This is a genomic window from Tessaracoccus luoxuelianae (assembly GCF_054483915.1).
On record NZ_CM137013.1, the window covers coordinates 2,117,455 to 2,139,254 of the forward strand.

At 66.0% G+C, this 21,800-nt stretch carries 24 protein-coding genes; 16 read left to right on the forward strand and 8 right to left on the reverse strand.

Annotated features, from left to right (window positions below; genetic code table 11):
* Positions 1-12: 12 nt before the first annotated feature.
* From ACX1D1_RS09570 to ACX1D1_RS09590, 5 genes are all read left to right on the forward strand, one after another.
* On the forward strand, positions 13-936 hold the full coding sequence (locus tag ACX1D1_RS09570) for an ABC transporter substrate-binding protein (protein WP_459054391.1): 924 nt from the start codon (positions 13-15) through the stop codon (positions 934-936).
* Between the two features lie 109 nt (positions 937-1,045).
* Positions 1,046-1,837: an amino acid ABC transporter ATP-binding protein gene (locus ACX1D1_RS09575; RefSeq protein WP_459054392.1), complete on the forward strand. Its 792-nt coding sequence runs from the start codon at positions 1,046-1,048 to the stop codon at positions 1,835-1,837.
* A gap of 71 nt (positions 1,838-1,908) precedes the next feature.
* Positions 1,909-2,796: a glutamate ABC transporter substrate-binding protein gene (locus ACX1D1_RS09580; protein WP_459054393.1), complete on the forward strand. Its 888-nt coding sequence runs from the start codon at positions 1,909-1,911 to the stop codon at positions 2,794-2,796.
* Between the two features lie 75 nt (positions 2,797-2,871).
* Entirely contained in the window at positions 2,872-3,519 is a 648-nt protein-coding gene (locus ACX1D1_RS09585) for an amino acid ABC transporter permease (protein WP_459054394.1), read from the forward strand.
* Positions 3,516-4,451: an amino acid ABC transporter permease gene (locus ACX1D1_RS09590; protein ID WP_459054395.1), complete on the forward strand. Its 936-nt coding sequence runs from the start codon at positions 3,516-3,518 to the stop codon at positions 4,449-4,451. The genes ACX1D1_RS09585 and ACX1D1_RS09590 overlap by 4 nt, the downstream gene beginning before the upstream one ends.
* Positions 4,452-4,473: 22 nt before the next feature.
* Here ACX1D1_RS09590 and ACX1D1_RS09595 read toward each other — a convergent pair whose 3' ends face one another.
* Positions 4,474-5,148 (reverse strand): potassium channel family protein, encoded by a 675-nt coding sequence (locus ACX1D1_RS09595; RefSeq protein ID WP_459054397.1) that lies wholly within the window; start codon positions 5,146-5,148, stop codon positions 4,474-4,476.
* Entirely contained in the window at positions 5,141-6,484 is a 1,344-nt protein-coding gene (locus ACX1D1_RS09600; RefSeq protein WP_459054398.1) for a TrkH family potassium uptake protein, read from the reverse strand. Before ACX1D1_RS09600 ends, ACX1D1_RS09595 begins: the two co-directional genes overlap by 8 nt.
* Positions 6,485-6,594: 110 nt before the next feature.
* Here ACX1D1_RS09600 and ACX1D1_RS09605 point away from each other — a divergent pair, with 110 nt between their 5' ends.
* From ACX1D1_RS09605 to ACX1D1_RS09635, 7 genes are all read left to right on the forward strand, one after another.
* The gene (locus tag ACX1D1_RS09605) at positions 6,595-6,798 is read left to right on the forward strand and encodes a cold-shock protein (RefSeq protein ID WP_182782770.1); all 204 of its coding nucleotides are present in this window, start codon (positions 6,595-6,597) and stop codon (positions 6,796-6,798) included.
* Between the two features lie 216 nt (positions 6,799-7,014).
* Positions 7,015-7,554 carry an HdeD family acid-resistance protein gene (locus ACX1D1_RS09610; protein WP_459054399.1) on the forward strand — a complete coding sequence of 180 codons (540 nt, stop codon included), beginning with the start codon at positions 7,015-7,017 and terminating at the stop codon, positions 7,552-7,554.
* A 70-nt stretch (positions 7,555-7,624) separates the two neighbouring features.
* Positions 7,625-7,909: a DUF8691 family protein gene (locus ACX1D1_RS09615; RefSeq protein WP_459054400.1), complete on the forward strand. Its 285-nt coding sequence runs from the start codon at positions 7,625-7,627 to the stop codon at positions 7,907-7,909.
* A gap of 46 nt (positions 7,910-7,955) precedes the next feature.
* Positions 7,956-8,399 (forward strand): hypothetical protein, encoded by a 444-nt coding sequence (locus tag ACX1D1_RS09620; protein WP_459054401.1) that lies wholly within the window; start codon positions 7,956-7,958, stop codon positions 8,397-8,399.
* A 63-nt stretch (positions 8,400-8,462) separates the two neighbouring features.
* Positions 8,463-8,858, forward strand: coding sequence for a hypothetical protein (locus tag ACX1D1_RS09625; RefSeq protein ID WP_459054402.1), 396 nt, complete (start codon positions 8,463-8,465; stop codon positions 8,856-8,858).
* A gap of 192 nt (positions 8,859-9,050) precedes the next feature.
* Positions 9,051-10,322, forward strand: a complete 1,272-nt coding sequence (locus tag ACX1D1_RS09630) for an MFS transporter (protein ID WP_459054403.1) — start codon at positions 9,051-9,053, stop codon at positions 10,320-10,322.
* 62 nt (positions 10,323-10,384) lie between these two features.
* Positions 10,385-10,600, forward strand: a complete 216-nt coding sequence (locus tag ACX1D1_RS09635) for a hypothetical protein (protein WP_459054404.1) — start codon at positions 10,385-10,387, stop codon at positions 10,598-10,600.
* Here the strand turns inward: ACX1D1_RS09635 and ACX1D1_RS09640 are convergent.
* On the reverse strand, positions 10,581-10,910 hold the full coding sequence (locus tag ACX1D1_RS09640; RefSeq protein ID WP_459054405.1) for a thioredoxin family protein: 330 nt from the start codon (positions 10,908-10,910) through the stop codon (positions 10,581-10,583). The two genes, ACX1D1_RS09635 and ACX1D1_RS09640, sit on opposite strands and share 20 nt — an antisense overlap.
* A gap of 178 nt (positions 10,911-11,088) precedes the next feature.
* Between ACX1D1_RS09640 and ACX1D1_RS09645 the strand changes: the two genes are divergently transcribed.
* Positions 11,089-12,186, forward strand: coding sequence for a S1C family serine protease (locus ACX1D1_RS09645; protein ID WP_459054406.1), 1,098 nt, complete (start codon positions 11,089-11,091; stop codon positions 12,184-12,186).
* A 597-nt stretch (positions 12,187-12,783) separates the two neighbouring features.
* A complete protein-coding gene (locus ACX1D1_RS09650; RefSeq protein WP_459054407.1) occupies positions 12,784-12,930 on the forward strand; it encodes a hypothetical protein in 147 nt (48 codons plus the stop codon).
* A 28-nt stretch (positions 12,931-12,958) separates the two neighbouring features.
* Here the strand turns inward: ACX1D1_RS09650 and ACX1D1_RS09655 are convergent, their stop codons facing one another.
* Entirely contained in the window at positions 12,959-13,660 is a 702-nt protein-coding gene (locus ACX1D1_RS09655; protein WP_459054408.1) for a hypothetical protein, read from the reverse strand.
* A 152-nt stretch (positions 13,661-13,812) separates the two neighbouring features.
* On the opposite strand from ACX1D1_RS09655, the gene ACX1D1_RS09660 reads away from it, so the two are divergent.
* Positions 13,813-14,424, forward strand: coding sequence for a DUF8738 domain-containing protein (locus ACX1D1_RS09660; protein ID WP_459054409.1), 612 nt, complete (start codon positions 13,813-13,815; stop codon positions 14,422-14,424).
* Between the two features lie 2 nt (positions 14,425-14,426).
* Here ACX1D1_RS09660 and ACX1D1_RS09665 read toward each other — a convergent pair whose 3' ends face one another.
* From ACX1D1_RS09665 to ACX1D1_RS09675, 3 genes are all read right to left on the reverse strand, one after another.
* Positions 14,427-14,846, reverse strand: coding sequence for a cyclophilin-like fold protein (locus ACX1D1_RS09665; protein ID WP_459054410.1), 420 nt, complete (start codon positions 14,844-14,846; stop codon positions 14,427-14,429).
* 879 nt (positions 14,847-15,725) lie between these two features.
* Positions 15,726-15,965, reverse strand: coding sequence for a hypothetical protein (locus ACX1D1_RS09670; protein WP_459054411.1), 240 nt, complete (start codon positions 15,963-15,965; stop codon positions 15,726-15,728).
* A gap of 458 nt (positions 15,966-16,423) precedes the next feature.
* Positions 16,424-17,284 carry an SHOCT domain-containing protein gene (locus tag ACX1D1_RS09675; RefSeq protein ID WP_459054412.1) on the reverse strand — a complete coding sequence of 287 codons (861 nt, stop codon included), beginning with the start codon at positions 17,282-17,284 and terminating at the stop codon, positions 16,424-16,426.
* A gap of 208 nt (positions 17,285-17,492) precedes the next feature.
* Here ACX1D1_RS09675 and ACX1D1_RS09680 point away from each other — a divergent pair, with 208 nt between their 5' ends.
* Positions 17,493-18,152 carry a helix-turn-helix domain-containing protein gene (locus tag ACX1D1_RS09680; protein ID WP_459056574.1) on the forward strand — a complete coding sequence of 220 codons (660 nt, stop codon included), beginning with the start codon at positions 17,493-17,495 and terminating at the stop codon, positions 18,150-18,152.
* A gap of 229 nt (positions 18,153-18,381) precedes the next feature.
* On the opposite strand, the gene ACX1D1_RS09685 is transcribed toward ACX1D1_RS09680, so the two are convergent.
* The gene (locus ACX1D1_RS09685; RefSeq protein ID WP_459054413.1) at positions 18,382-21,798 is read right to left on the reverse strand and encodes a DEAD/DEAH box helicase family protein; all 3,417 of its coding nucleotides are present in this window, start codon (positions 21,796-21,798) and stop codon (positions 18,382-18,384) included.
* Positions 21,799-21,800 lie beyond the last annotated feature (2 nt).

Here is a 21,800-nt window from a genome sequence, read left to right on the forward strand (position 1 = left end):
AAGGACTCACCCATGGCTCGCTCACTCCCCCGGTTCATCCCCCTCGCACTCGCCGCGACGCTCGTCCTGGCGGGTTGCGCCGCCAGCGACCCCCTGGCCAGCGAATCCGCGTCTCCAAGCGGCGCCTCGTCTCAGAGCGGCCCCATCGTTGTGGGATCTCAGGACTACTACTCCAACGAGATCGTCGCCGAGATCTACGCCCAGGCTCTTGAGGGGGGCGGGTTCGAGGTGGACCGTCAGCTTCGGATCGGGCAGCGGGAGGCCTACCTTCCGGAGATCGAGGCCGGCACCATCGACCTGTTCCCGGAGTACACCGGGCCGCTCCTGCAGTACTGGGCGCCCGACTCCGCGGCGCGACTGTCCGAGGATGTCTTCGCCGAACTGCAGGCGGTTGTCCCCGACGGGCTCCGCGTTCTGGCCCAGTCCGATGCCACAGACCAGGACTCTTACGTTGTGACCCGCGCCTTTGCCGAGGAATGGGAACTGGCCACCATCGCCGATCTCGCCAACGTGACCACACCCCTGACTCTGGGTGCCAACTCGGAGGCGGAGACCCGCCCCAACGGCCCCCTGGGCCTGGCCGAGAAGTACGGCCTGGAGGTGGGCTTCACGCCCATCGAGGACAGCGGCGGCCCGCTCACCGTCAAGGCGCTCCAGGACGGCGACATCCAGCTGGCCATCATCTACACAGCGGACCCCTCCATCGCCCAGAACGACCTGGTCTCGCTGGAGGACAACGAGGGGCTCTTCCTGGCCTCGCACCTGGTGCCGTTGGCCAGCGACGACGTCACCGCCGAGGCGGCCGCCATCATCGACGGCGTGAGCGCGGCCATGAGCCCCGACGAGCTCATCGCCCTCAACGACCGCAGCGTGACCGAGCAGCTTCCGGCCGCTGACATCGCCGCGGACTGGCTGGCGCAGGAGGGTCTCGCCTGACGCCCCCCGTTTCGGCCCCGGTCGATCCGGGCGTTCCCTTCCTGTTACAGGTCCGTTAATCGGCCCGAATGCCTTGTTGGGACCCTCTGGAGCCTCGTATGGTGCTGGTATGGCCTCACCGGACGCATCCGCGCTTCCCACGTCGAACGTGAACGTGGGGCGGGGCGGCCCTCTCGTCGTGGTGGATCACGTCGACAAGCACTTCGGTGCGCTGCACGTCCTCCGCGACATCAACACGGTGGTCCATCGCGGTGAGGTCGTCGTCGTCATCGGTCCGTCGGGCTCAGGGAAGTCGACGCTCTGCCGGGCCATCAACCGGCTCGAGACGATCGACTCCGGCACCATCTCCATCGACGGGAGCCCGTTGCCGGAAGAGGGCAAGGACCTGGCGAGGTTGCGCGCCGACGTCGGCATGGTCTTCCAGTCGTTCAATCTCTTCGCACACAAGACGGTCCTCGAGAACGTCACCCTCGGACCCATCCGGGTACGTGGCATGAGCAAGAAGGACGCCGACGACAAGGCGATGCGGCTCCTCGAACGGGTCGGGGTCGCCGATCAGGCCAAGAAGATGCCGAGCCAGCTCTCCGGCGGTCAGCAACAGCGGGTGGCGATCGCGCGCTCACTTGCGATGGACCCGAAGCTCATCCTCCTTGACGAGCCCACGAGCGCGCTCGACCCGGAGATGATCAACGAGGTACTCGACGTCATGGTCGGCCTCGCTGCTGAGGGGATGACGATGGTGGTCGTCACGCACGAGATGGGTTTCGCGCGCAAGGCCGCCGATCGGGTCCTCTTCATGGCCGACGGCGCCATCGTCGAAGAGGCAACACCGGAGGAGTTCTTCACGAACCCGCGGAGCGATAGGGCGAAGGACTTCCTGTCGAAGATCCTCCATCACTGACCAGACCCGCCCCAGGGCGGAGATCGAACGGCCGCCACCTAGGCGGACCGCACACTAGGAAAGGAAGAGGCATGAGAAGGACGAGAAACTCCCTGATCGCGTTCGCGGCCGCAGGCGCGTTCGCGCTTGCGGGCTGCGCCGGCGGCAGCTCCAGCGAGACCACCTCCCCAGCTGCCGGGACGAGCACGTCAGCGGCGCCCGAGGAGGTGACGTTCGAGGAGGGCACCACGATGGCCGAACTCAACAAGGCCGGCAAGATCACGATCGGCACCAAGTTCGACCAACCGCTGTTCGGCCTGATGGGCCCCTCCGGTGTCCCAGAGGGCTTCGACGTCGAGATCGCGAAGATCATAGCGTCACACCTGGGCATCTCCGAGGAGAACATCGAGTGGGTCGAGACCGTCTCGGCCAACCGCGAGCCGTTCATCGAGAACGGGCAGGTGGACTTCGTCGTGGCGACCTACACCATCAACGACAAGCGCAAGGAGGTCGTGTCCTTCGCCGGTCCGTACTTCATGGCCGGACAGTCGATCCTGGTCCTCGCCGACAATGAGGACATCACCAGCGATGCCGATCTTGTCGGCCAGCCGGTCTGCTCGGTGACCGGCTCCACCCCGGCCGCGAAGCTCGCGGAGATCGGGGCAGAACCCGTGCTCACCGACACCTACTCCAACTGCCTCGAGCCGCTGCGTAACGGCACAGTCGTGGCGGTGTCGACCGACAACGTGATCCTGGCCGGCCTTGCCGCCCAGAACGAGGGCGAGTTCAAGGTGGTCGGGGATCCGTTCACCTCCGAGCCCTACGGCATCGGTCTCGCACTGGAGGACACCGACTTCCGGATGTGGATCAACGACGTGCTCGAGGAGAGCTACGCCGACGGCACCTACGAGGCGGCCTGGAACGAGACGGCCGGCACGGTGCTGGAGTTCGTCGATCCGCCCACCCCGGACCGCTACTGATTCCGCGCTCGGCCCGTCCCGATTCCCCGGGCCGGGCCGAGCCGGGTCCACCGCACTACAACGAAGGGGGAGGCCATGACGCAGCTCTGGTCACTCATGCCGGAGTTCTGGGAGGGACTTCGGGTCACACTGCTGCTGCTCGTGGTCTCGGGTGGGCTCGCGCTCGTGCTCGGCACCGTGATCACGGCGATGAGGATCTCGCCAGTCCCCGTCCTGCGCTGGTTCGCGGCAGCCTGGACCGAGATTGCCCGCAACACTCCCCTCACGCTGGTATTCCTCTTCACCGCGTTCGTGCTGCCGATGCTGGGGGTACGCATTCCGTTCCTTCTGCTGGCCTTCGTCGCCCTCACCTACTACACCTCGCCGTTCGTGGCCGAGGCCCTCCGCTCGGGGATCAACGGCGTGCCGGTCGGTCAGGCGGAGGCGGCACGCAGCATCGGCCTCGGCTTCGGCCAGACGGTGTCGCTGGTCGTCCTGCCGCAGGCGTTCCGCATGACGATTCCCCCCCTGATCAACGTCTACATCGCCTTGACGAAGAACACCTCCGTCGCCGGCGGCTTCTTCGTGGTCGAGCTCTTCGCGACGACTCGCCAACTCGTCAACGACAACGGCAACATCGTCATCCCGATCCTCGTGCTGGCGGCGGCGCTCTACCTCGTGATCACGGTTCCGCTCGGTTTCGCGGCCGTACAACTCGAGAAGCGATGGGTTGTGTCGCGATGAGTGCCACCAGCGTCCTGTTCGACGCCCCCGGACCCCGCGCCCGCCGCGCCTCGCTCATCGGGTCGATCGTGTCGCTGGTGGCCATCGTCGCCGGCGCGGCCTGGATCATCGGCATCCTGGCGGCCCCGCGCCAGTCGGGCGGCATCACGCTGCCAGGGATGTTCGACGCCTCGCGATGGGACATCTTCGTCGATCCGCAGGTGTGGGACTTCATCGGCAACGGCGTCGTCGGCACTCTCCGGGCCGCGGGCGTCGCGGCGGTCGGCGCCGTCGCCCTGGGCGTGGTGTTCTCGCTGATGCGCAGTTCCGTCCTTCCGTGGGTGCGCATTCCGACCGCCGTGATGCTGGAGTTCTTCCGCGGCATGCCGGTGCTGCTGATGATGCTGTTCATCCTGCTGGTGGCCTCGACGGGCGCCTTCTGGGCCGTCGTCATCGCCCTCATCATCTACAACGGCACCCTGATCGGCGAGGCGCTGCGCGCCGGGCTCGCGGCCCTGCCCCGCGGACAGCGTGAGGCGGCGTTGAGCCTTGGCATGCGCGAGTTCCAGTCGAAGATCCTCGTGGAGTTCCCGCAGGCGTTCCGGCAGATGCTGCCGATCATCGTCGCCCAGCTGGTGGTGCTCCTCAAGGACACGTCGCTGGGCTACATCGTCGGTTACAACGAGATCATCCGCAGCAACATGAACAACCTGGCCAGCTTCTTCGGGAACCGCTACCTGTTCTCGCTCTTCATCGTCACCCTGGTGATCTACCTCACGATCAACCTGCTGCTCTCGTGGTTCGCCCGGTGGTTGTCGTGGCGGACGGGCAGCGGGGGTCACCTCCCCAAGGCTGGCGGGGCCGATCCCGGAATCGCCGATCCGACGTCGACGATCCGGCTCGCGCAGGCGAGCGCGATCGCCCGGCAGTCCGAGAGCTGGGAACGCCGCTGATCCCCGTGAGAATGGGTTCTGATCAGCGGAGCCGGCAGAAGGCGTCGACGTGGTTGACCCGCCCGGAGACGATCAGCTCGTCACCGGCCTCGATCACCATCTCCGGCACCGCGTAGATGAAGTCCTGACCAGGGCGCTTGGCGCCCACCACCGTGACCTTGTTGTTCGTGCGGACCAGCGTTTCGCGCAACGTCTTGTCCCAGGTCATTCTCGGTGCCCGCGTGCGGGCGATGGCGAAGCCGTCCTCGAACTCGAAGTAGTCGATCATGTACCCCGACACGGCATGGGCGACGCGCCGTCCGGTGGATGCCTCGGAGTACACGACGTGGTGGGCGCCGATGCGTTCCAGGATCGCCCCGTGCTCGCGGGTGGCGGCGCGGGCCCAGATCTCCTGGACCCCCATCTCGGAGAGCGCAAGGACCGTCATGATGGACAGTTCCACCTTGCTCAGCCCCACGACCGCCTTGTGGATCTGCTCGATGCCGATCTGCTGCAGCGCCTCGCGATCGGAGGGGTCCATCTCGATGACGTGGGCGAAGTCGTCGGCGTGACGGACCGCCTGGGTGTGATCGTCGGTGACCGCGATCAAGGGGACACCCATTTCAGCCAGCGCTTTCGCGGTGGCCGTGCCGAACAGGCCCAGTCCGACGACGAGCACAGTGTCGTCCGTGATCCGACGATCACCCGATCTACCCAACAATTGGCTGCTCCTCTGGGAGGACGTAATGGCGGTGGTGGGTCCGCAGGGCCAGCGCGGCCGCAACCGATACCGTCCCGACCCGCCCCAGGTACATCAACAGCATAAGGACCATCAGGGACTCCGGACGCAGGTGCGGGGTGATGCCGGTGGACACTCCAACCGTTCCGAAGGCCGAGATCGTCTCGAAGAGGACCTGCTGCAGCGTGAACTCGTCATCGACGACGATGAAGAGGGTGGCCAGGGCAACCACTCCGGCGCCGAGCATGACGACGGCGAGGGCCGCGCGCTGCACGGTCGCGGGGATGGCGCGATGACCGACCACCACCTGGTTCTCGCCGCGAAGCTCCGCGACGACGGTGGCAAGGATGATGCCGATGGTGCCGATCTTGATGCCACCCGCGGTGCCGGCCGATCCCCCGCCGACGAACATCAGCAGGTAGTAGAGACCAAGCGTGGTCTCGCTCGCCTGGCCGTAGTCGATGGAGTTGAACCCGGCCGTCCGCGGGAACACCGCACCGGCCAGCACGGCAAGGGCCCGGTCGTCGAACGGCATGGAGCCGATGGTGCGGGGGTTGTTCCATTCGGCGATCCCGAAGACCAGCGCCCCCAGCAGCAGGAGCGAGACGGTGCCCGCCACGGTGAGCCTCGTGTGGGTGCTCCACCCGAGGGCCCGGTTCCCGCGGCGGAAAACCCGGCGCCCCACCTCGAGAAGCACCGGGAACCCGAGGCCTCCCACCACGACGGCGACACAGATCGGCACGATGATGGCGGGATCCCCCACGAAACTCATCAGGTTGTCGCTGTAGAGCGCGAAGCCGGCGTTGTTGAACGCCGAGATGGCGTGGAAGACGCCCTGCCAGGCAGCCGAGGCCCAGCTCTCGGTGTAGGGACGGAACGAGACGGTGAGCACCGCGGCGGTGACGGCCTCTGCCGCCAGCATCACGGCGGCAATCATCTTCGGGATGCGCAGAACCCCTCCGAACCCCGTGCGGAGTTCCTGACCGGCCAACAGTGACCCCTGCAGGGAGATCCGCCCAGTGGCGAGCAGCGTGAGCAGACTCGCCAGCGTAACGATGCCGAAGCCACCCACCTGGATGAGTGCCATGATGATGAACTGCCCGAAAGGGCTCCAGAAGGTGGCGGTGTCCACGGTGGTCAGCCCGGTGATGCAGATCGCCGACACGGCGGTGAACGAGGCGTGCAGGAGAGGCGCCGACTCCCCGGTGGTGGTGGCGGCCGGAAGCATGAGCAGCCCGGTGCCGAGAACGATGGCCAAGAGGTACACGGACGGCACCACACGGGCCGGATGGCCCAGCCACCGAGTGAGCCGCATGGGCCGATCCTAGATCAGTCTGGGGCCGGAATGCCGACATCCTGGGCTCGATGGCCTAAGATCGTAGAACGACCACACAGTGTGGTCCAGAAATAAGAAGGAATGACGTTATGGCCACTGGCACCGTCAAATGGTTCAACTCCGACAAGGGCTACGGCTTCATCGCTCCCGATGACGGCACGGCCGATGTGTTCGCGCACTTCAGCGCGATCGCTGGTGCGGGACACCGCAACCTCGAAGAGAACCAGAAGGTTGAGTACGAGACCGAGCGCGGCCCGAAGGGCCTCCAAGCTGCGAACATCCGCCCCCTCTGAGTGAGGTGCCGGTAGGCATCTCCTAGGGCTTGAGAACCGCGACCCCCCGTCTGGATACAGACGGGGGGTCGCGGCGTTTCCGGGCCAGGTGGGCGGAGGGCAACGCGGTCAGTCCGATCAGTTGCACTGTCTCCTCCTCCCGGTTCACCCGCAGCGGGTGACCTCCCGCCGGATGTACCTCCCGATACTGGTGTCACGCACAACAGAGGGAGCCCCATGACGTCGACCACGACAGCTTCGGCGAAGAGGACGGCCTGGGATGTCATCCTCGGCATCGTCCTCGTCCTGGCAGGCTTCTTCCTGTTGGGCAACGCGGTTTTCGCCACAGCCATCTCCGTGTGGGTCATCGGTTGGACCACCCTGATCTCCGGTGTCGTCCTTCTGGTTGGATCGGTCTTCCGAATAAGGTCCGGCGGATTCTGGTCGGCGGTCCTGGGTGGCGCCATCCTCACCGTGATCGGGCTGTTCGTGCTGCGCAACCCCGTGGTCGGGGCGGTCGCCCTCACCCTCGGCGCTGGAGTGACATTCTTCGTGAGTGGCCTGACCCGGATTGCGTGGGCGTTCGGCACCGAGAAGGGCCGCATCCTGCTCATCATCAGTGGACTGGTGTCCCTGGGACTCGGGTTCTTCGTCCTGCTCAACCTCGGTGCCGCGACACTCACGCTGTTGGGCACGCTGTTGGGCATCCAGACACTCCTGGAGGGCCTGAACCTCATGATGATCGGCAGGGCCCGCCCCGAGGGCAAGAAGGACTGACGATGTCGGTCCTGCCTGGCGGCGCGCCGAAGACACGCTACGAGTTTCTGATCGCCGGCACGGCGCGGACGTGGTGCGCTCCGCCTTTCCCGAACTGACCACGATCCCCGGCCCGCTCGGTGGGGCTGTGCTCTACGGTCCAGTGCGGGACCGCAGCGACCTCGACGGACTGCTTGCGCGCTTCGCCGACCTCGGCCTTCCAGTCGTCGAGAACGACCTCATTGGCGAGGAGAACGTCTTCCCAGCAAAACCCTCGGTGGGAGCCGCGGTCAGCGCGGCCCTCGATCACGCACGGGTGCTCATCGGTGGCGACAACGCCCAGGATCACCCGTCGGATGAGGCCCCGGGAGACTAGCCGAGGCGTAGGCGGGTTCCGGCAAGAAGCCTTCCATGGAGGCCTGATGAACGATCCGGTCAGTGGCCCGCGGCACCATCGCCCCGGGGTCTGGGCCACCGTCCTCGCCGTGTCCATCGCAGTGACGTTAGTGCTGCCGGTTGCCCTGCTTCCTCTGACGCCCGCCGTGCCGCCGCTGGTCTGGGTTCCGCTGCCCGGGGCACAGCTGGCACTCGTCGCGTGGTTGATCGCACGTCGCGCCGTGGTCGAGCCGTCCGCCCTCTGGCGGTGTGTACTCATCGCCTGCGGTGGTCGCCTCATGGGGCAACCGCGGATGTCCCTCATCAACCCCTTCCTCGCCCCGAGTACGGGTGTGGCTGACAAGGTCAACCACACCCGTGGGCTGATCGACTCGTTCAACACGGTCTACCCACAACTGGAGAGAACCTCGACTTCGTGGACCAGGCACCCACTCTGCAGGCGTGGCCGCACCCGTTGGAGCTGGCAGTAGTCAGGCGCCAACTCTGCGTCCACGTGTCTTTCGTCCTCGGCCCGACTGAGGTGATACTGGATCATGCGGGAACGTAGACCCGGTGACTCCTTCGACGATCTGTTCGACGAAGACCTCCACGCTGCGCTGGATGCGGCTGCGGCGGAGCATCATGCGGCACTCACAAGCCATCTGTATGCCGCGCTCAGCCGCGTGTCGAACCGCGGAACGCCCCTGCGCGGCGCCGAGCGCTACGGCTCGGACGGCGCCGTCCGGCTGCGGTTCGCGGACGGGACCACCGTCCTGGCGCGGGGCGACGGGAAGGGCGGCCTCGGCTTCGCAGCCGTCGCTGTCATCCGTGGCTCTGCTGTGTTGTTGACCGACGTCCACGACGACGGGTCCGGCGTGCACGCAGTCCTGGTGTGGGATCGGCGCCATCACGTTGCGATCGAGGTCCTCGGAGGCGACCAACCGGACTGACTCCGGCGATGAAGCTCCCTCAACTGCGAGCGCGTCACACCCGGCTGAGGACCAGGCTGAGGTCCCGACATCTCGCCACGCCCCGAACCGCGCAGGGCCGCGAGCATCTGGTCAGTCCGGCCCGGAGTTGAGCAGTTGGACAAGTCGGGTCGGCACGGGTTGACTGAGGCGGTGCTACGCGGACGCAACCCCATGATCGTGACTCTTCTCGGGCTCCGCGGCAACGGCCGCGCATCGGTCTACACCGAGCCCCTGTGGGGGCTCTCCATGATGCTGGTGTTGCCGTACGCGTCGGTGTTCATGCTGGCCTTGGGGGTGCGCGACGCGCAGATCGGCCTGCTCGCCACCATCTCGATGTTGTCCCAAGTGGTCTTCGGGCTGCTCAGCGGCGTCATCACCGACAAGCTCGGCCGAAGGATGACCACCGCTGTCTTCGACATCATCGCCTGGGCCATCCCCTGCCTGATCTGGGCCTTCGCGCAGAACTTCTGGTGGTTCCTCGTCGCATCCGTGGTCAACGGCGCCTGGCAGGTCACGCAGAACTCGTGGGACTGCCTGCTGGTTGAGGACGTCGACCGCGCCGAGATCCCGAAGGTCTACTCGCTCATCAAGGTCGCGGCCGAGTTCTCCGCCCTGTTCGCGCCCATCGCAGCCGTCCTAGTCTCCGGCCTGGGCCTCGAACTCGCGGTGCGGATCCTCTACCTCAACGCCTTCTTCATCATGTCTATCAAGATCTGGCTCCTGTACCGCTACACGACGGAGACCGCGACGGGAGTTGTCCGCATGGAGCGGACGCGCGGCGTGAGCATCTGGACATCCCTGTCGGAGTATCGGGGCGTCCTCGGGCTCATCCTCCGATCCAAGGGCACGATGTTCTCGCTCAGCATCGCCGCGATCGTGGGCGCCGTCACGCTGGTCAATGCCACGTTCTGGCAGGTGGTGATCAATCAGCGTCTGGGCGTTCCCGACGCGCTGCTGCCGTTCTTCCCGATGGTGCGGTCGCTGCTGTCGGTGCTGTTCTTCTTCACGCTCATCCCCCTGCTCACCCACTCCAAGCACCTGAAGGCGCCGACGCTGATCGGATTCGGCGTCTACTTCGCCGGCCAGGCGCTCCTGGTGGGGATCCCCTCCCCCGACGGCGCGGCCAGCCTCTCAACCTACGCGCTGCTCGGCGTCTGCCTGATCCTGGATGCCTTCGGCGGTGGGATCCTCTTCATGCTGGCCGAGTCGTTGGTGGCGCTTCACGTGGACCAGGCTGAGCGGTCCCGGGTGATGGCCATCCAGCGCACCTGCGTGATGCTGGTCACCGCCCCCTTCGGCTGGATCAGCGGGTGGCTGTCCAGCATGGACCGCAGCTGGCCCTTCGTTCTGACGTCGGCGCTGTTGGTACTCGGCCTTCTCGTCGCCGGGCTCTTCTGGGTGACGACGCACGACGATCTTAACGAAGCCTCTCAACCGGCCTGAGCGGGCCGCGTTCACCCGTCACGGGTGGTTCGGCACTGGGGCGACGGGAGAACGATGACGCCATGATCCCGAACTACAACGAGGCCCGGTGGGTCCCCTGGAGCGCGTTCGCCCTCCTGTGGCTGATGCCGCGCATCCATCCCACCCACTGGTTCGAGCACGGCATCGCCGACTTCGGACAGTCATTGGGCAATGTCGCCACAGGGTTCGTCCTCGTCGACATAGCCGGTCCCGACCACCGCACCCGTCGGCGCGGGCCTAAGTGCGCCCTCGGGTAAGTTCGTCGACGGCTGACTCGACGGGTTGGCGACTCTCTGGCCTGACCACGCGCGCCACCTCTTGGCCGTCCCGCAGAAAGATCAGGGTGGGCCACAGCTTGACGTGGTACGAACGCCCCAAGGGCCGTCCTCTGCCGTCCTCCGCCTTGATGCGTCGGACATGAGGTGCCGCCGCGAGGACCGGTTCGATCACCCGCTCAGCCGCTCGGCAGTAGCCACACCAATTGGTGCCGAACTGGAGAACGGTGAAACCTTCCGACTGGTCGATCTCGTCTCGTGTGGGCTGTGTGGTGCGGTATCCCAGAGTCATCCGTCAAGCGTAGGCGCGATGCCAGGAACGCCAGCGCCGGATCACACACCCTCCGGAGTCGCCTCGGCGATCAGCGTCGCCGGTCGACCCTGTGGCCCCAATCCGCCTGATATCGTCGCCGCCAGCACCTCCTCCGGATCTGGCCGTTTGAACCACGACCTCGCGAAAGAAGACCAGCGTGTCGAACCTTGCCGAACCCGAACGGGAGACAGCCCAGCGAGGCTGGTGGCTGCAGCGTGCAGTGCTCAGCTGGACGCAACTCATCGCACTCGCAGCTCTTGCCGCGGTGGCTGGGGGCGCCGTCGGAGCGGGCTTGGCGGTCCAACTCTCCCCTACCTCGAGAGCGTGCGACATCGTGCGGGTGGCTACCACCGCGCTGCCCTCTGTGGTGACGGTCTTCGTCGAAGGCCAGGGCGGTGCAGGCTCAGGGAGTGGCGCGATCATCAGTGCCGACGGGCTCATCCTCACCAACGACCACGTGATCGCCGCGGCTGCCGACACCGGCACCATCGAGGTCCTTCTCGACAGCGGAGCTCGTCACCCTGCGGAGCTCATCGGAACCGACCCGGTGACGGACCTTGCCGTTCTCCAGATCGAAGGCGACAACCTGCCAACGCTCCGCCTCGCGCCACGCGCGGACCTCAGCGTCGGTCAGCCTGTCGTCGCGCTGGGCGCACCCCTCGGACTCTCGGGGACGGTGACCAGCGGAATCGTCAGCGCGGTCGGTCGGAATGTACCCGCACCGAAGGCAGCCGGGGGCTCCACCGTGTTGGTGGGGTCGATCCAGACCGACGCGTCGATCAACCCCGGGAACTCCGGAGGTCCGCTGGTGACCTGTGAGGGGGATCTGGTCGGCGTCAACACCGCGATCGCGACGGCTCCGAACGTCGACGGAGTGGCCGGAGGCGGCAGCGTGGGCATCGGGTTCGCCGTGCCTGCGAGCATCGCCCAGCGGATCGTTGACCAGATGGTGGCCGACGGCCGCGCGACCCACCCATGGATCGGTGCGCAGACCGCCGAGATCACCCAGGAATCCGCGGACCGATTCGGAACCCAGGCCGGCCTGTTCGTTCAAGCAATCGCCCCCGACGGACCGGCCGCGAGGGCTGGCCTCAGACCCGGCGATGTGATCACCGAGCTCGACGGCGGCGCCGCCACAAGCTTCTCGATCGCATGGCTTCTGGCCACTGCGCAGGTCGGCGACGAGGTGCCAGTGGTCTATCTGCGCGCAGAGTCGCCTCTCCAGGCCACGATCACCCTGACCGAGCAGCCCTGATCCTGGGTCCCGGGGTATGGAAAGGTCCTGCTGCACCCATACGGCCGCGTCGGGATCACCTTCATGAGGGGGCTGGACGGTGTACCCGTTGCTGAAGGTAGGGCAATCCAGGGTGGAGAAAGGCGCTGCTGTCCAGGATGAGCCGTTGACACCCACGATCCATTGCCACAGCCTCGAGCAGGTCCAGCAGCTGGCTTCCGATGGACAACTCTCCCGGACCACGGGGCAGCAGACTCAGCCGCGTCGCCTGCGCCACCGGCCCTGACACCGACATCACGGTCCCACCAACCGGATGCTCCCTTTCGATCACCATCGCCACGACCTCCGACGGCGCAACCGACCACCCTGATCGCCACGCCGGGTAGTCCAGCCGCCGCGATGGGCCACGTCATGAGCCGGGGACGCACCCTGGGCGGGCAGAGGGCCCGGCGGCCTGCCGGTGAGAGAGGGCCGCACCTCCCAGCACCCGACCAGGAAAGGTGCGGTTGACCCGCTGGGTCGAGAACCCGGTCGTGGGATCGGAGGGTCGTGCGCTCATCGGCGCCCTCATGGACCAGAAGTGCGCCGTCATCCAGAACTCGCCGGCCACGCACGCACTTGCTCCTGCCACTGGGCACCCTGCCCGACGGCGACTACCGGCTTGAGATGTCCACCGCGAGACCATGGTTCGACACCCTCGACCCCATCGGGCCCGGGGACGCCTACCTTGACGACGCGGCCATCGAGTGCACGATTCCCGGGTGACAGCCCCCATCCCCCTGGCGATCTGGAGTCAGCTCGTAGGAGACTTCTCCACCCTGAGAGCGCGCAACTCGTGGCTGTCCACCGACAGCACCTGGAGGGTGAAGGCGCGGCCGTCCTCAAGCTCGACCGCCAAGCCATCCGGGGTCGGCTGCCAACGCCCGGCCACCGGGACCGGGCCGTCCCCGGGGGCGTCGTGGATGGCGACGAACGTGCCATCCTCCTCGACGGAGAACCCGGCCACCGAGCGCGACACCGGAGCCCCCTCCCGCGGGATGTAGACGCCGACACCGTCGTGCTCCATGCGAATCGGGCCACGCCAGTCCTGGAACAGGGCGGCCGGGACGTCGGCGTTCCCCGCACGGTAGAAGAACGCGTGACCGAACCGCGACGACCGGACAGCGTGGAAGGGGCAGGTGACCGTTGCGCCGCCGAGCTCATCCTCGACCTCGAGGTAGTGGACATCCGCGGTCCCCCCGCGGATCCCGTGGGTGAAGAGCCGGATCTCCTCGATGGTGACCCTGGCTCCCCCGCGCCGTTGGCCCAGCGCGACGACAGTCACCACCTCCGTGTCCCAGTCGACAGGCTGCCCGGTCGGCGGCTCGCCCTGGAAGAAGTCGAGGAAGGCGGGTTGGTCGCGCAGCACTGTGGCGACGGCCTCCAGGGGCCCGTCGTCGCCCTGGGCCACGCTCGTGAACTCGAGGGGCTCTGTGTCCGGGGTCGGGATGTCCATGAATGCTCCTTCTCCGTGAGGCCGAGGATGGCGCCCACAGTAGCCGGGAGTGCCCGGCTGTGACAGTGGCCTTTGGTCTCTTCCCTTCTCGGAGGGGAATCATTAAAGTCACCACACACTGGAAGCGTCTCAAGCCCACCCAAGGAGCGCCCATGACCGACCTTGACCACCCCGCCCTTTCCGCACTCTCAGCCGCACTCAAGGACGCCGCCAACCTGCTTCGCGTCCCCGTCGACGGAGTGGCACTGGAACGCATGGAGGCCCACGAGTGGCCCGACTCGTGCCTGGGCCTCCCGGAAGACGACGACGCATGCGCAGACGTCGTCACCCCTGGATACCTCATCCATCTGAGCGACGGCTTCACCTACCACGCGGACCAACTGGGCAGCATTCGCCGGGCCCGGAAGCAAGCTCCGCAGCCGGACACCGAGATCAGGCTGCGCTACTCGATCTCGGGTGGGATCACCGGCGGCTCCACGCTCTACGAAACGGACAGCTACCAGCTCTCGGACGCCGAGCAGGACGAGCTCCGCCGCCTGATCACTGAGGCCGATTTCTTCAACGTCGCGAACGTCCTGCCGGAGTCGCCGGTCAACGACGGAATGACTATGCGGCTCTGGATCGCGGTCGGTCGGCGTAGCCATGAGGTGATCCGTGGCGACGGCATCGACGTGGACGACTCCGAGGCCTTCCACGCACTGGTGGAGTGGGCAGCCGTCCGGACGCCTTCGCGCTTCCCGGGCCTCCTCGATAACCTGGGCTGAGCTCACGGCACGGGGGGGATCGCAGTGGAGACGAGCGCGACCTCACACTCCAGGACGCAGTTCGACAGTTCGCTGAGTCCTCTGTCCAGGTGGCCGACTTTCACCAGGTCCGCTGCGGCGTCCCCCGCGCCGTCGGTGAGGAACACCACCAACGACCGCTCAACCGGTGCGTAGCCGACGTCGCCGGCCTCGTAGTGCTTCATCGGATCACCCGCGATGTTGAGCGCCTCCGGCAGTCTGGCGACCTGCGCGGTTCCCATGCGGTCGCTGAAGGACAGGGTGCCCGGGAGCTGGGCGACCATCGACGGCGAGGTGCTCAGTGAGAGGTCCAGAGTCACCTCAGCCCCGCCCGCTGTTGAGCAGGCGGACACGGTCGCGGCGACGGCGGTGAGGGCGAGTGCGGTCAGGATTCGAAGCGTCATAGGACCAGTGAATCGGCGCCGGTAGCGGTTGGGGAGTCCCTGGCGTGACGTGCCCTGGCAGGGTATCCCTCCAGCAGCAGTGTCGGTGGTGTCGACCGGTGGCCTGGAGGGGCCGATGTCGGGAGTGGTCTGCGCCTGCCCGTCGTAGCCCGAGCACGCGTGGCCGCGGCTTCCAGGACTCGGGAGCTTCGACCCGGAGCGTCAAAGCGTACGCTCAGCATCATCGCCAGGGGGCGTTGGTACCGGCTACCGAACGACAGGAACCCTAGGATTCGTGAGGGATGCAACTCCCCGGTGATTGCGGTTAATCACGTTTGACAAGGTGTTTCACTTGTCGGGCTGACAGGATTTGAACCTGCGACCCCTTGACCCCCAGAACGGCCGAAGGGTGCTGACCAGTGCGGGTTCATGCTGTTCCGGAGCGACGACTGTCTCCGCTCGGTTCGCTGGCGGTGCCTCAGTGTCGTGTTGTGTGGAACCGTTTGTGAGAGGTCCTGTGAGAGGGCGCTTCCGTCTGCTCCGCCGCTGCGTAGAAGGGCACTGGTGTCATGGTCGCGTTGCTCGCGCGGACGGTTCATCGCTGGTTCAGCGGTTCACTTCGAACTGTTGTGCGGGACGCGCCACCTTCTCGACGGCGCTTGAAGGTTGGGCGATAGCGTTGTTGCCGGTGTTGGTGATGACCGGCAGCCCACTCCAGGCTCACGGTCGCCAGGATGATCCCGATCAGGGAAGACCGAGCACCTGCTGCTCGGCCCTTGGGAGTTACTGCGATAGCTCGGCGCGGGACCGCGCCGAGCTGCGTGCGAGGCTCAGCGTTCACCGCAGCGCGAACTCAACCCCTGCTCTTGACGAGTCTTCGCCAAGCAGGAGCGATGGGCTCTAGGACAGTTCGTATTCGATCCGGTCGAGAGTCATTCCGCCGCCATTGGCGAAGGCGGATACGGCTTCCTGTCCGCCGTAGCGACCGTAACGGTTGCCTGCGGTATCCCCAGCCAAGAAGTACAACCCGACGTCCTCTGCCAACGGATCGCGTCGGCGGCTCTTGACGAGCATGAAGCCCTTGCCCTTCGCGAGGCGGCGGAGGCGGTTCTCACGGTTCTTGATTTCTCGGTCGGTCATGGCAATCACCCTTCAGGGTCGAAACTAAAGCCCGAATCGATTGATCGGACTCCATGCCAAGCCATGCCTGCCACACCACGCTCAGGCCGGGTCGTTGGTGGGGGCTCACCTCTCCGGCTACACCAGTCTACTCCCCAAATGATTGAACCTGAAGTGGTTCTGCGCCTCTTACGGCGGCAACTTGACGGGCGGATCGTCGAGAGTGGTTGTCCCACGGGTGGTCGTCCTGCGCCACCAACTCGCCTGTTCCGATGCGCTGCGCACCGGCATGCAACGCGATCCAGGGTCAACCTTGGGTCGCACGGGGCGCGGATGAGCCGTCGTCATGGCAGATCGGCGGCGACCAGACCAACGAGGAGGAAGGGGCGAGGCTGCACATCGCGTACAGTGAACGCTTCTCCGGAGGAGATCTGACCTCCGGGGATGGATGAGCTGCCTCAGCCGCGCCGGTCGGCTGCCTAGAGTTGGCTAAGCAGATTCGCCTTCTGGGCCGCGAACTCCTCGTCCGTCAAAACACCTGCAGTGTGAAGTTCCCCCAGTTCCCGGAGCAGAGCGACGACACTCTGCTTCGAGGTTCCCGACGAACCAGGGTCGAGAGCAGGGGGGAACGAATCTCCGGCGAGGGGTTGGTCCCTCGGCGCCGGCGGGTTTGCTCGCTGCTGGTCGATCGCCATCTGCAAGGTGCTCGAGTTCCTCGACATCGCCGCTACCCGAAGCGTGGAACCATCCGGTGACTCGATCGTCAGCGCGCCGCCCGGGAAGCCCCCCGACTGATAGGTCAGCTTCGCGTCGGCCTGTGCCCGGTAGTCAATACGCATGGCGGTGTCGCGAGTGTCGTGCTTGCGGACGACGCGAAGCCACTGGTCGGTCAGGACGACGAGCGTGGACACGGGCAAGAACTTGCCCTGGATCGAGATGCTGCCGGTGCAGACCAACACCGCAGTCTCATTATCGTCGAGCAGGAAGGGCAGCGCCTCCAGCGGCTGGCGGTTGAGCGACACCTCGCCCTCAGAGAGACCAGCGGCGGCCTCCTGGAGCCCGTGCGCCGCTGGCACACCCGGATGCGCCGCCGACGCGACCGCAGACGCAGGCGCGGATTGGGGCTGGTTGCTGCTGGTGAGGATCTTCTCGTTCTGGTGGAGACTCAGCGCATGCCCGCACTGACGGCACGTCTTCGTTGCCAGGAACCCCACCTCGGACATGCCGAGGGTCATGATTCCCGCCATCGCTCGACCTGAGTTCCTGCCGAGGTTGGCAACCTCACTGTTGGTGCATTTCTTGCAGTCCCGACACGCGAGACGTACGTCCTTCTTGCCCACGATGCGCTCCTTTGCTTCACGGTGGTCCCTTCAGGCTACGCCTGCCATTGCGGTCAGACCGGGAATAGAGGGCACCGCCAAGCTTGGTCCAACCCCGTTCGATGGGCAGGGCGGGCGGGCCCAGGCACGCTTCTCGACGGCGCTTGAAGGTTGGGCCGTAACGGCGCTTGAAAAGTGAGCACTCTTCGACGATTGGAGTGTGATCACTATGGAGGACTGGGCACTGATCAGGAGGCTGGCGGCGGAGGGTATGCCGAAAGCGAGGATCGCTGCGAGGTTGGGGATCTCGCGGAACACGGTGGCGAAGGCGATCGTGTCGGATGGGCCGCCGAAGTACGAGCGGAAGCCGAGGCCGACGTCGTTCACGCCGGTCGAGGCGAGGGTGCGGCAGTTGTTGGCTGACACCCCGGACATGCCGGCCACGGTGGTTGCTGAGCGGGTGGGCTGGACGGGGTCGATCCGCTGGTTCCGCGACAACGTGAACCAGCTGCGGGTCGAGCAGCGGCCGGTCGATCCGGCGGATCGGCTGGTGTGGGCTCCTGGGGATGCCGCGCAGTGTGATCTGTGGTTCCCGCCGCGCAAGATCCTCCTCGAGGACGGTTCGCGGACGTTGTTGCCGGTGCTGGTGCTGACCGCGGCTCACTCCAGGTTCACGGTGGCCAGGATGATCCCGACCCGGGTGGTGCTGCTGCGCCCGCGTGATCAGCGGCCAGCGGCCACTGATCTGGGAGCGTTCGTGACACCGCCATCAGAGCATGCCCTATCGCATCATTCGTCCGTGCGCCCTAGTGGGGTCCTGCGTCGCAAGCACTACCGGTTGCCCTTTCGAGCGGTGTGCACAGTATGGATGGTTGGTCCACCCGCCTAAGCCAGCAAGGCTGTTGGACGATCGTGTCGATGTCGCAAACCCTCGCCCAATGATGACAGGGGGTGATGTGTCTGCGGACTTGGGGTAGCAGTGTCACCGTGGCGTCCAGATCGCGTTCGCCTCCACCCGCGCGACCTACAGTGTGGTCCGGGCGACATCCGCCGCCTTCATTCAGGAACTCGATCGACTCCAAGGCGGACTAGGCAGCTCACTCACTCCGGGCGATCACCTACCGAGCGAACGCAGGGAGCGCGTGGGCTCTCACCTCGTTCAAGGTGTCGAAGATGATGTCGAGGTCCTTGCCGGTGAAGACCATGTCCGGCCCGTGGGGTGCGTGGTCGGTGAAGGGTGACTCGTAGAGCCGGCTGGGTTCCATTGCCCCGTTCGCCGTGAGCTCGGTGATGATGAGGTTGATGAAGTCGATCTGTGCGGCGGTGTAGGTGGAGTTGCCCAGGTAGCGGGTGAAGGCCTGAGCAGCTGCCTGACGGTCCAACCCGACCAGGGACCTGACGAACAGACCCAGCCCGTGGGCTTCTTCCTCAGCCCGCTTGATGTCGTCCTCTCCTCCCGCGCCACTGGCCAGCAACAGCTTCTCCAGCTCCGAGAGGTCCGCCGCCGAAAGTTGCAGGTTGCCTCGCAGGCGTCGTAGCGAGGCGTTGTTGTCGTGCTCCGCGAGGTAGGCGCGGGCCTTCGCCTTGAACCTGGCCCAGTTCGTGCCCGCTGCTACCCACGGGAGCACCACGGCGGTCTTCTCCCCGAGTGTGTCCTCGAAGTCCGTGTAGACGATGGCCCGCTTGGTCTTCTCGATGAACTGGACCAGGCCCCGGAGTCGTCGTCGGGCGAGTTCGAGCATGGGCAGGGTGACATCGATCCACCACTCGTCGCTGGCGACTTCGTCGAGCAGTTGCTGCTGGGCGGCAACCGTAGGGATGGCGGTCTGTCCCAGCAGCGCCGTCGCGATCTGTTGAACCTGTTCGCGGAGGCGTTCGGCCAGCAGATTGTCGCCTTCGAGCTGAGCCAGTTGGCGGCGCAGGATCAGCAGGTCGAAGCGTTTAGCCTGTTCATCGTCGTCGCGCACCGCCGATGGCAAGCCCGCCAAGTGCCCGGCGATGTCGGCGGCGGTGTCAGGGGACACCTTCGTCCAGCGTTCCCAGTCGCGGTAGGTCTCAACCCATTGCCTGTGGGGCCGGACGACGAAGTTGTCCAGGTTCATCCCGGACACGATCTCGTGAAGCAGCTTCGCGGTGCCCGACCGCACCCCCGACAGGCTGCTCGTTCCGTCGTCATCCTTGCTGCCGTCGGTGACTTGATGGTGGCCATGCGCGTCGAGCGCGGCGACCAGACCGAGGCGGGTCTCGAAGAGGCGCTGCCACAGCGATTTCTGGAGAGCGCCCTCCGAGGTCGCGCCGTTCTGGCTGAAGTACTCCAGGTTCCCGCAGAAGTCGAACAGGTAGAAGTTGGCCTTGTCCTCCCCGGGCCCGTACAGGTCGGGGCGCAGTCGGGTGCCGCGACCCAGCATCTGCCAGAACTTGGTCTTGGAGCGGATCTGCTTGAAGAACACCAGGTTCACGACCTCCGGCACGTCGATGCCCGTGTCGAGCATGTCCACCGAGAGCGCGATGTGAGGGGCCTTGTCGGGGTCGGAGAAGTCGTCGATGAGGGTCTGGGCGTACTCGGTGGCGTACGTGATGACCTGGGCCAGTTCGCCGCCGTATTCGGGGTAAGCCCGGTCGAAGCGCTGCCGGATGTACTGGGCGTGATGCTGGTTCTTGGCGAAGATGATGGTCTTGCCGATCCGGTCGCCTCCGGCGACTTGGTGGCCGTTAGTCATCAGCGTGGCCAGGACCTTGTCCACGGTGTCGGCGTTGAACAGCCATGAGTTCACCTCTGCGGCGTCCACCTCGTTGGGGATGAGGCCGTCCTCGGACCACTCCAGAGCGTCCCAGGCGTCCTTCTCGTCCTCGGGCAGGTCGTCGTAGTGGATGCCATGGCGCAGAAACTTCAACGGCACCGACACGGTGACGGGCGGGACCAGGAAGCCCTCGGCGACCGCGTCCTCCAGGCTATAGACGGCGGTGGGCACGCCCTCTTCGAGATGGAACAGGCCGTAGGTGTTGCGGTCCACCTCGTCCTTAGGTGTGGCGGTCAGCCCTACCAGGAAGGCGTCGAACCAGTCAAGGATGGCCCCGTACTTCGCGTACAGCGAGCGGTGCGCCTCATCGACAACGACCAGGTCGAAGTAGCCGGGCCCGAACCGCCGCAGCCCCTCCTCGGTTTCGTTGATCAACCCCATCATCGTCGGATAGGTGGAGACGAACACCCGACCGTCAGTGACCTTCTCCGTCACCAGGTTCACGGTGGTCGCCGAGGGAAGGTGGGCCTTGAACGCGTTGACCGCCTGGTTCACCAATGCAACCCGGTCAGCCAGGAACAACACCCGCTTCACCCACCCGGCCCGCATCAACTGATCCACCAGCGCAATGACCGTCCGGGTCTTCCCCGAACCAGTGGCCATCACCAGCAGAGCCCGGCGCTGGCGCGCCTCCAAGGCAGCGTCCACCGCCCGGATCGCGTGCTGCTGGTAGTGCCGCCCGGCGATCTTGGGGTCAACCGTGGCCGAGGCCAGTGGCTTCCGCGCCGTGCGGCGCTGCACCATCAGCGCCAACTCGGCCTTGGTGTAGAAGCCCTGCACCCGCCGGGGAGGGTACCCGGCGGCGTCGTCCCACATCCAGTGCTCGTACCCATCGGCATAGAAGATCACCGGACGCTGGCCGGTCATTGCCTCCAGGCAGTCGGCGTAGAGCTTGGCCTGCTGCTGGCCCACCTGCGCACCCCTACTGGTCCGCTTCGCCTCGACCACCGCCAGCGGAAGCCCGTCATCACCCCACAGGACGTAATCGACATAGCCCTTGCCGCCAGCGGTCGGCATCCCGATTACCTCGAACTCACGATCACGCGGATCGTCCAACGCCCACCCGGCCTCACCGAGAAGTAGATCGATGAAAAGGTCCCGTGTCGCGGCCTCGTCGTAGTCGTGGGTGTCCGGGACACCAGCCTTCGCGGCCTGCGCGGCAGCGATCTGCTCCCTCAGTTGTTCCAGCTCGGCCTCCAGCGCCAGGTTGGTCGCCTTCGCTGCCGCGATGAGCACGTCCTGGTCGTCGAACTTCTTCAGCAGGGCGTTCAGCTCGGCGTTCGTCAGTGGGTTGGCACCAACATCAGCCGCGTTGACCAACGCCGGGTCGAACTTGAGACTCGGCGAAACGGTGGCCGAGTTGGTCGAGTACCGGAACGCCACCCAGTACACAAGGTGGTGAACCTCGCGCAACACCTGCAATGCGCCGTGCTCGAAGACCTTCGCGGAGGCGTGGGTAGCGGCGTTGCCCGCCTTGCGGACAGCGTTCGCCTTCAACACCATGTCCGAACCCAGCAAGTTCCTGAACTCGGGAGCGTTCATCTTCGCCGCTAGATCGTCCTGGTACGGCAACGGCAGCCCAGCAACGTCGTACACGAACCCGACCAACTGCTCCACCACCCGCCGGGCGTAAATCACCGAGGCACGCGGGTCCGAACGCACATACCGCTCCGCCCGCACGCACTCATGGAATAGTTCGGGCCATTCGCCGGCGATGAAGTCGAAGTTGCTCATTC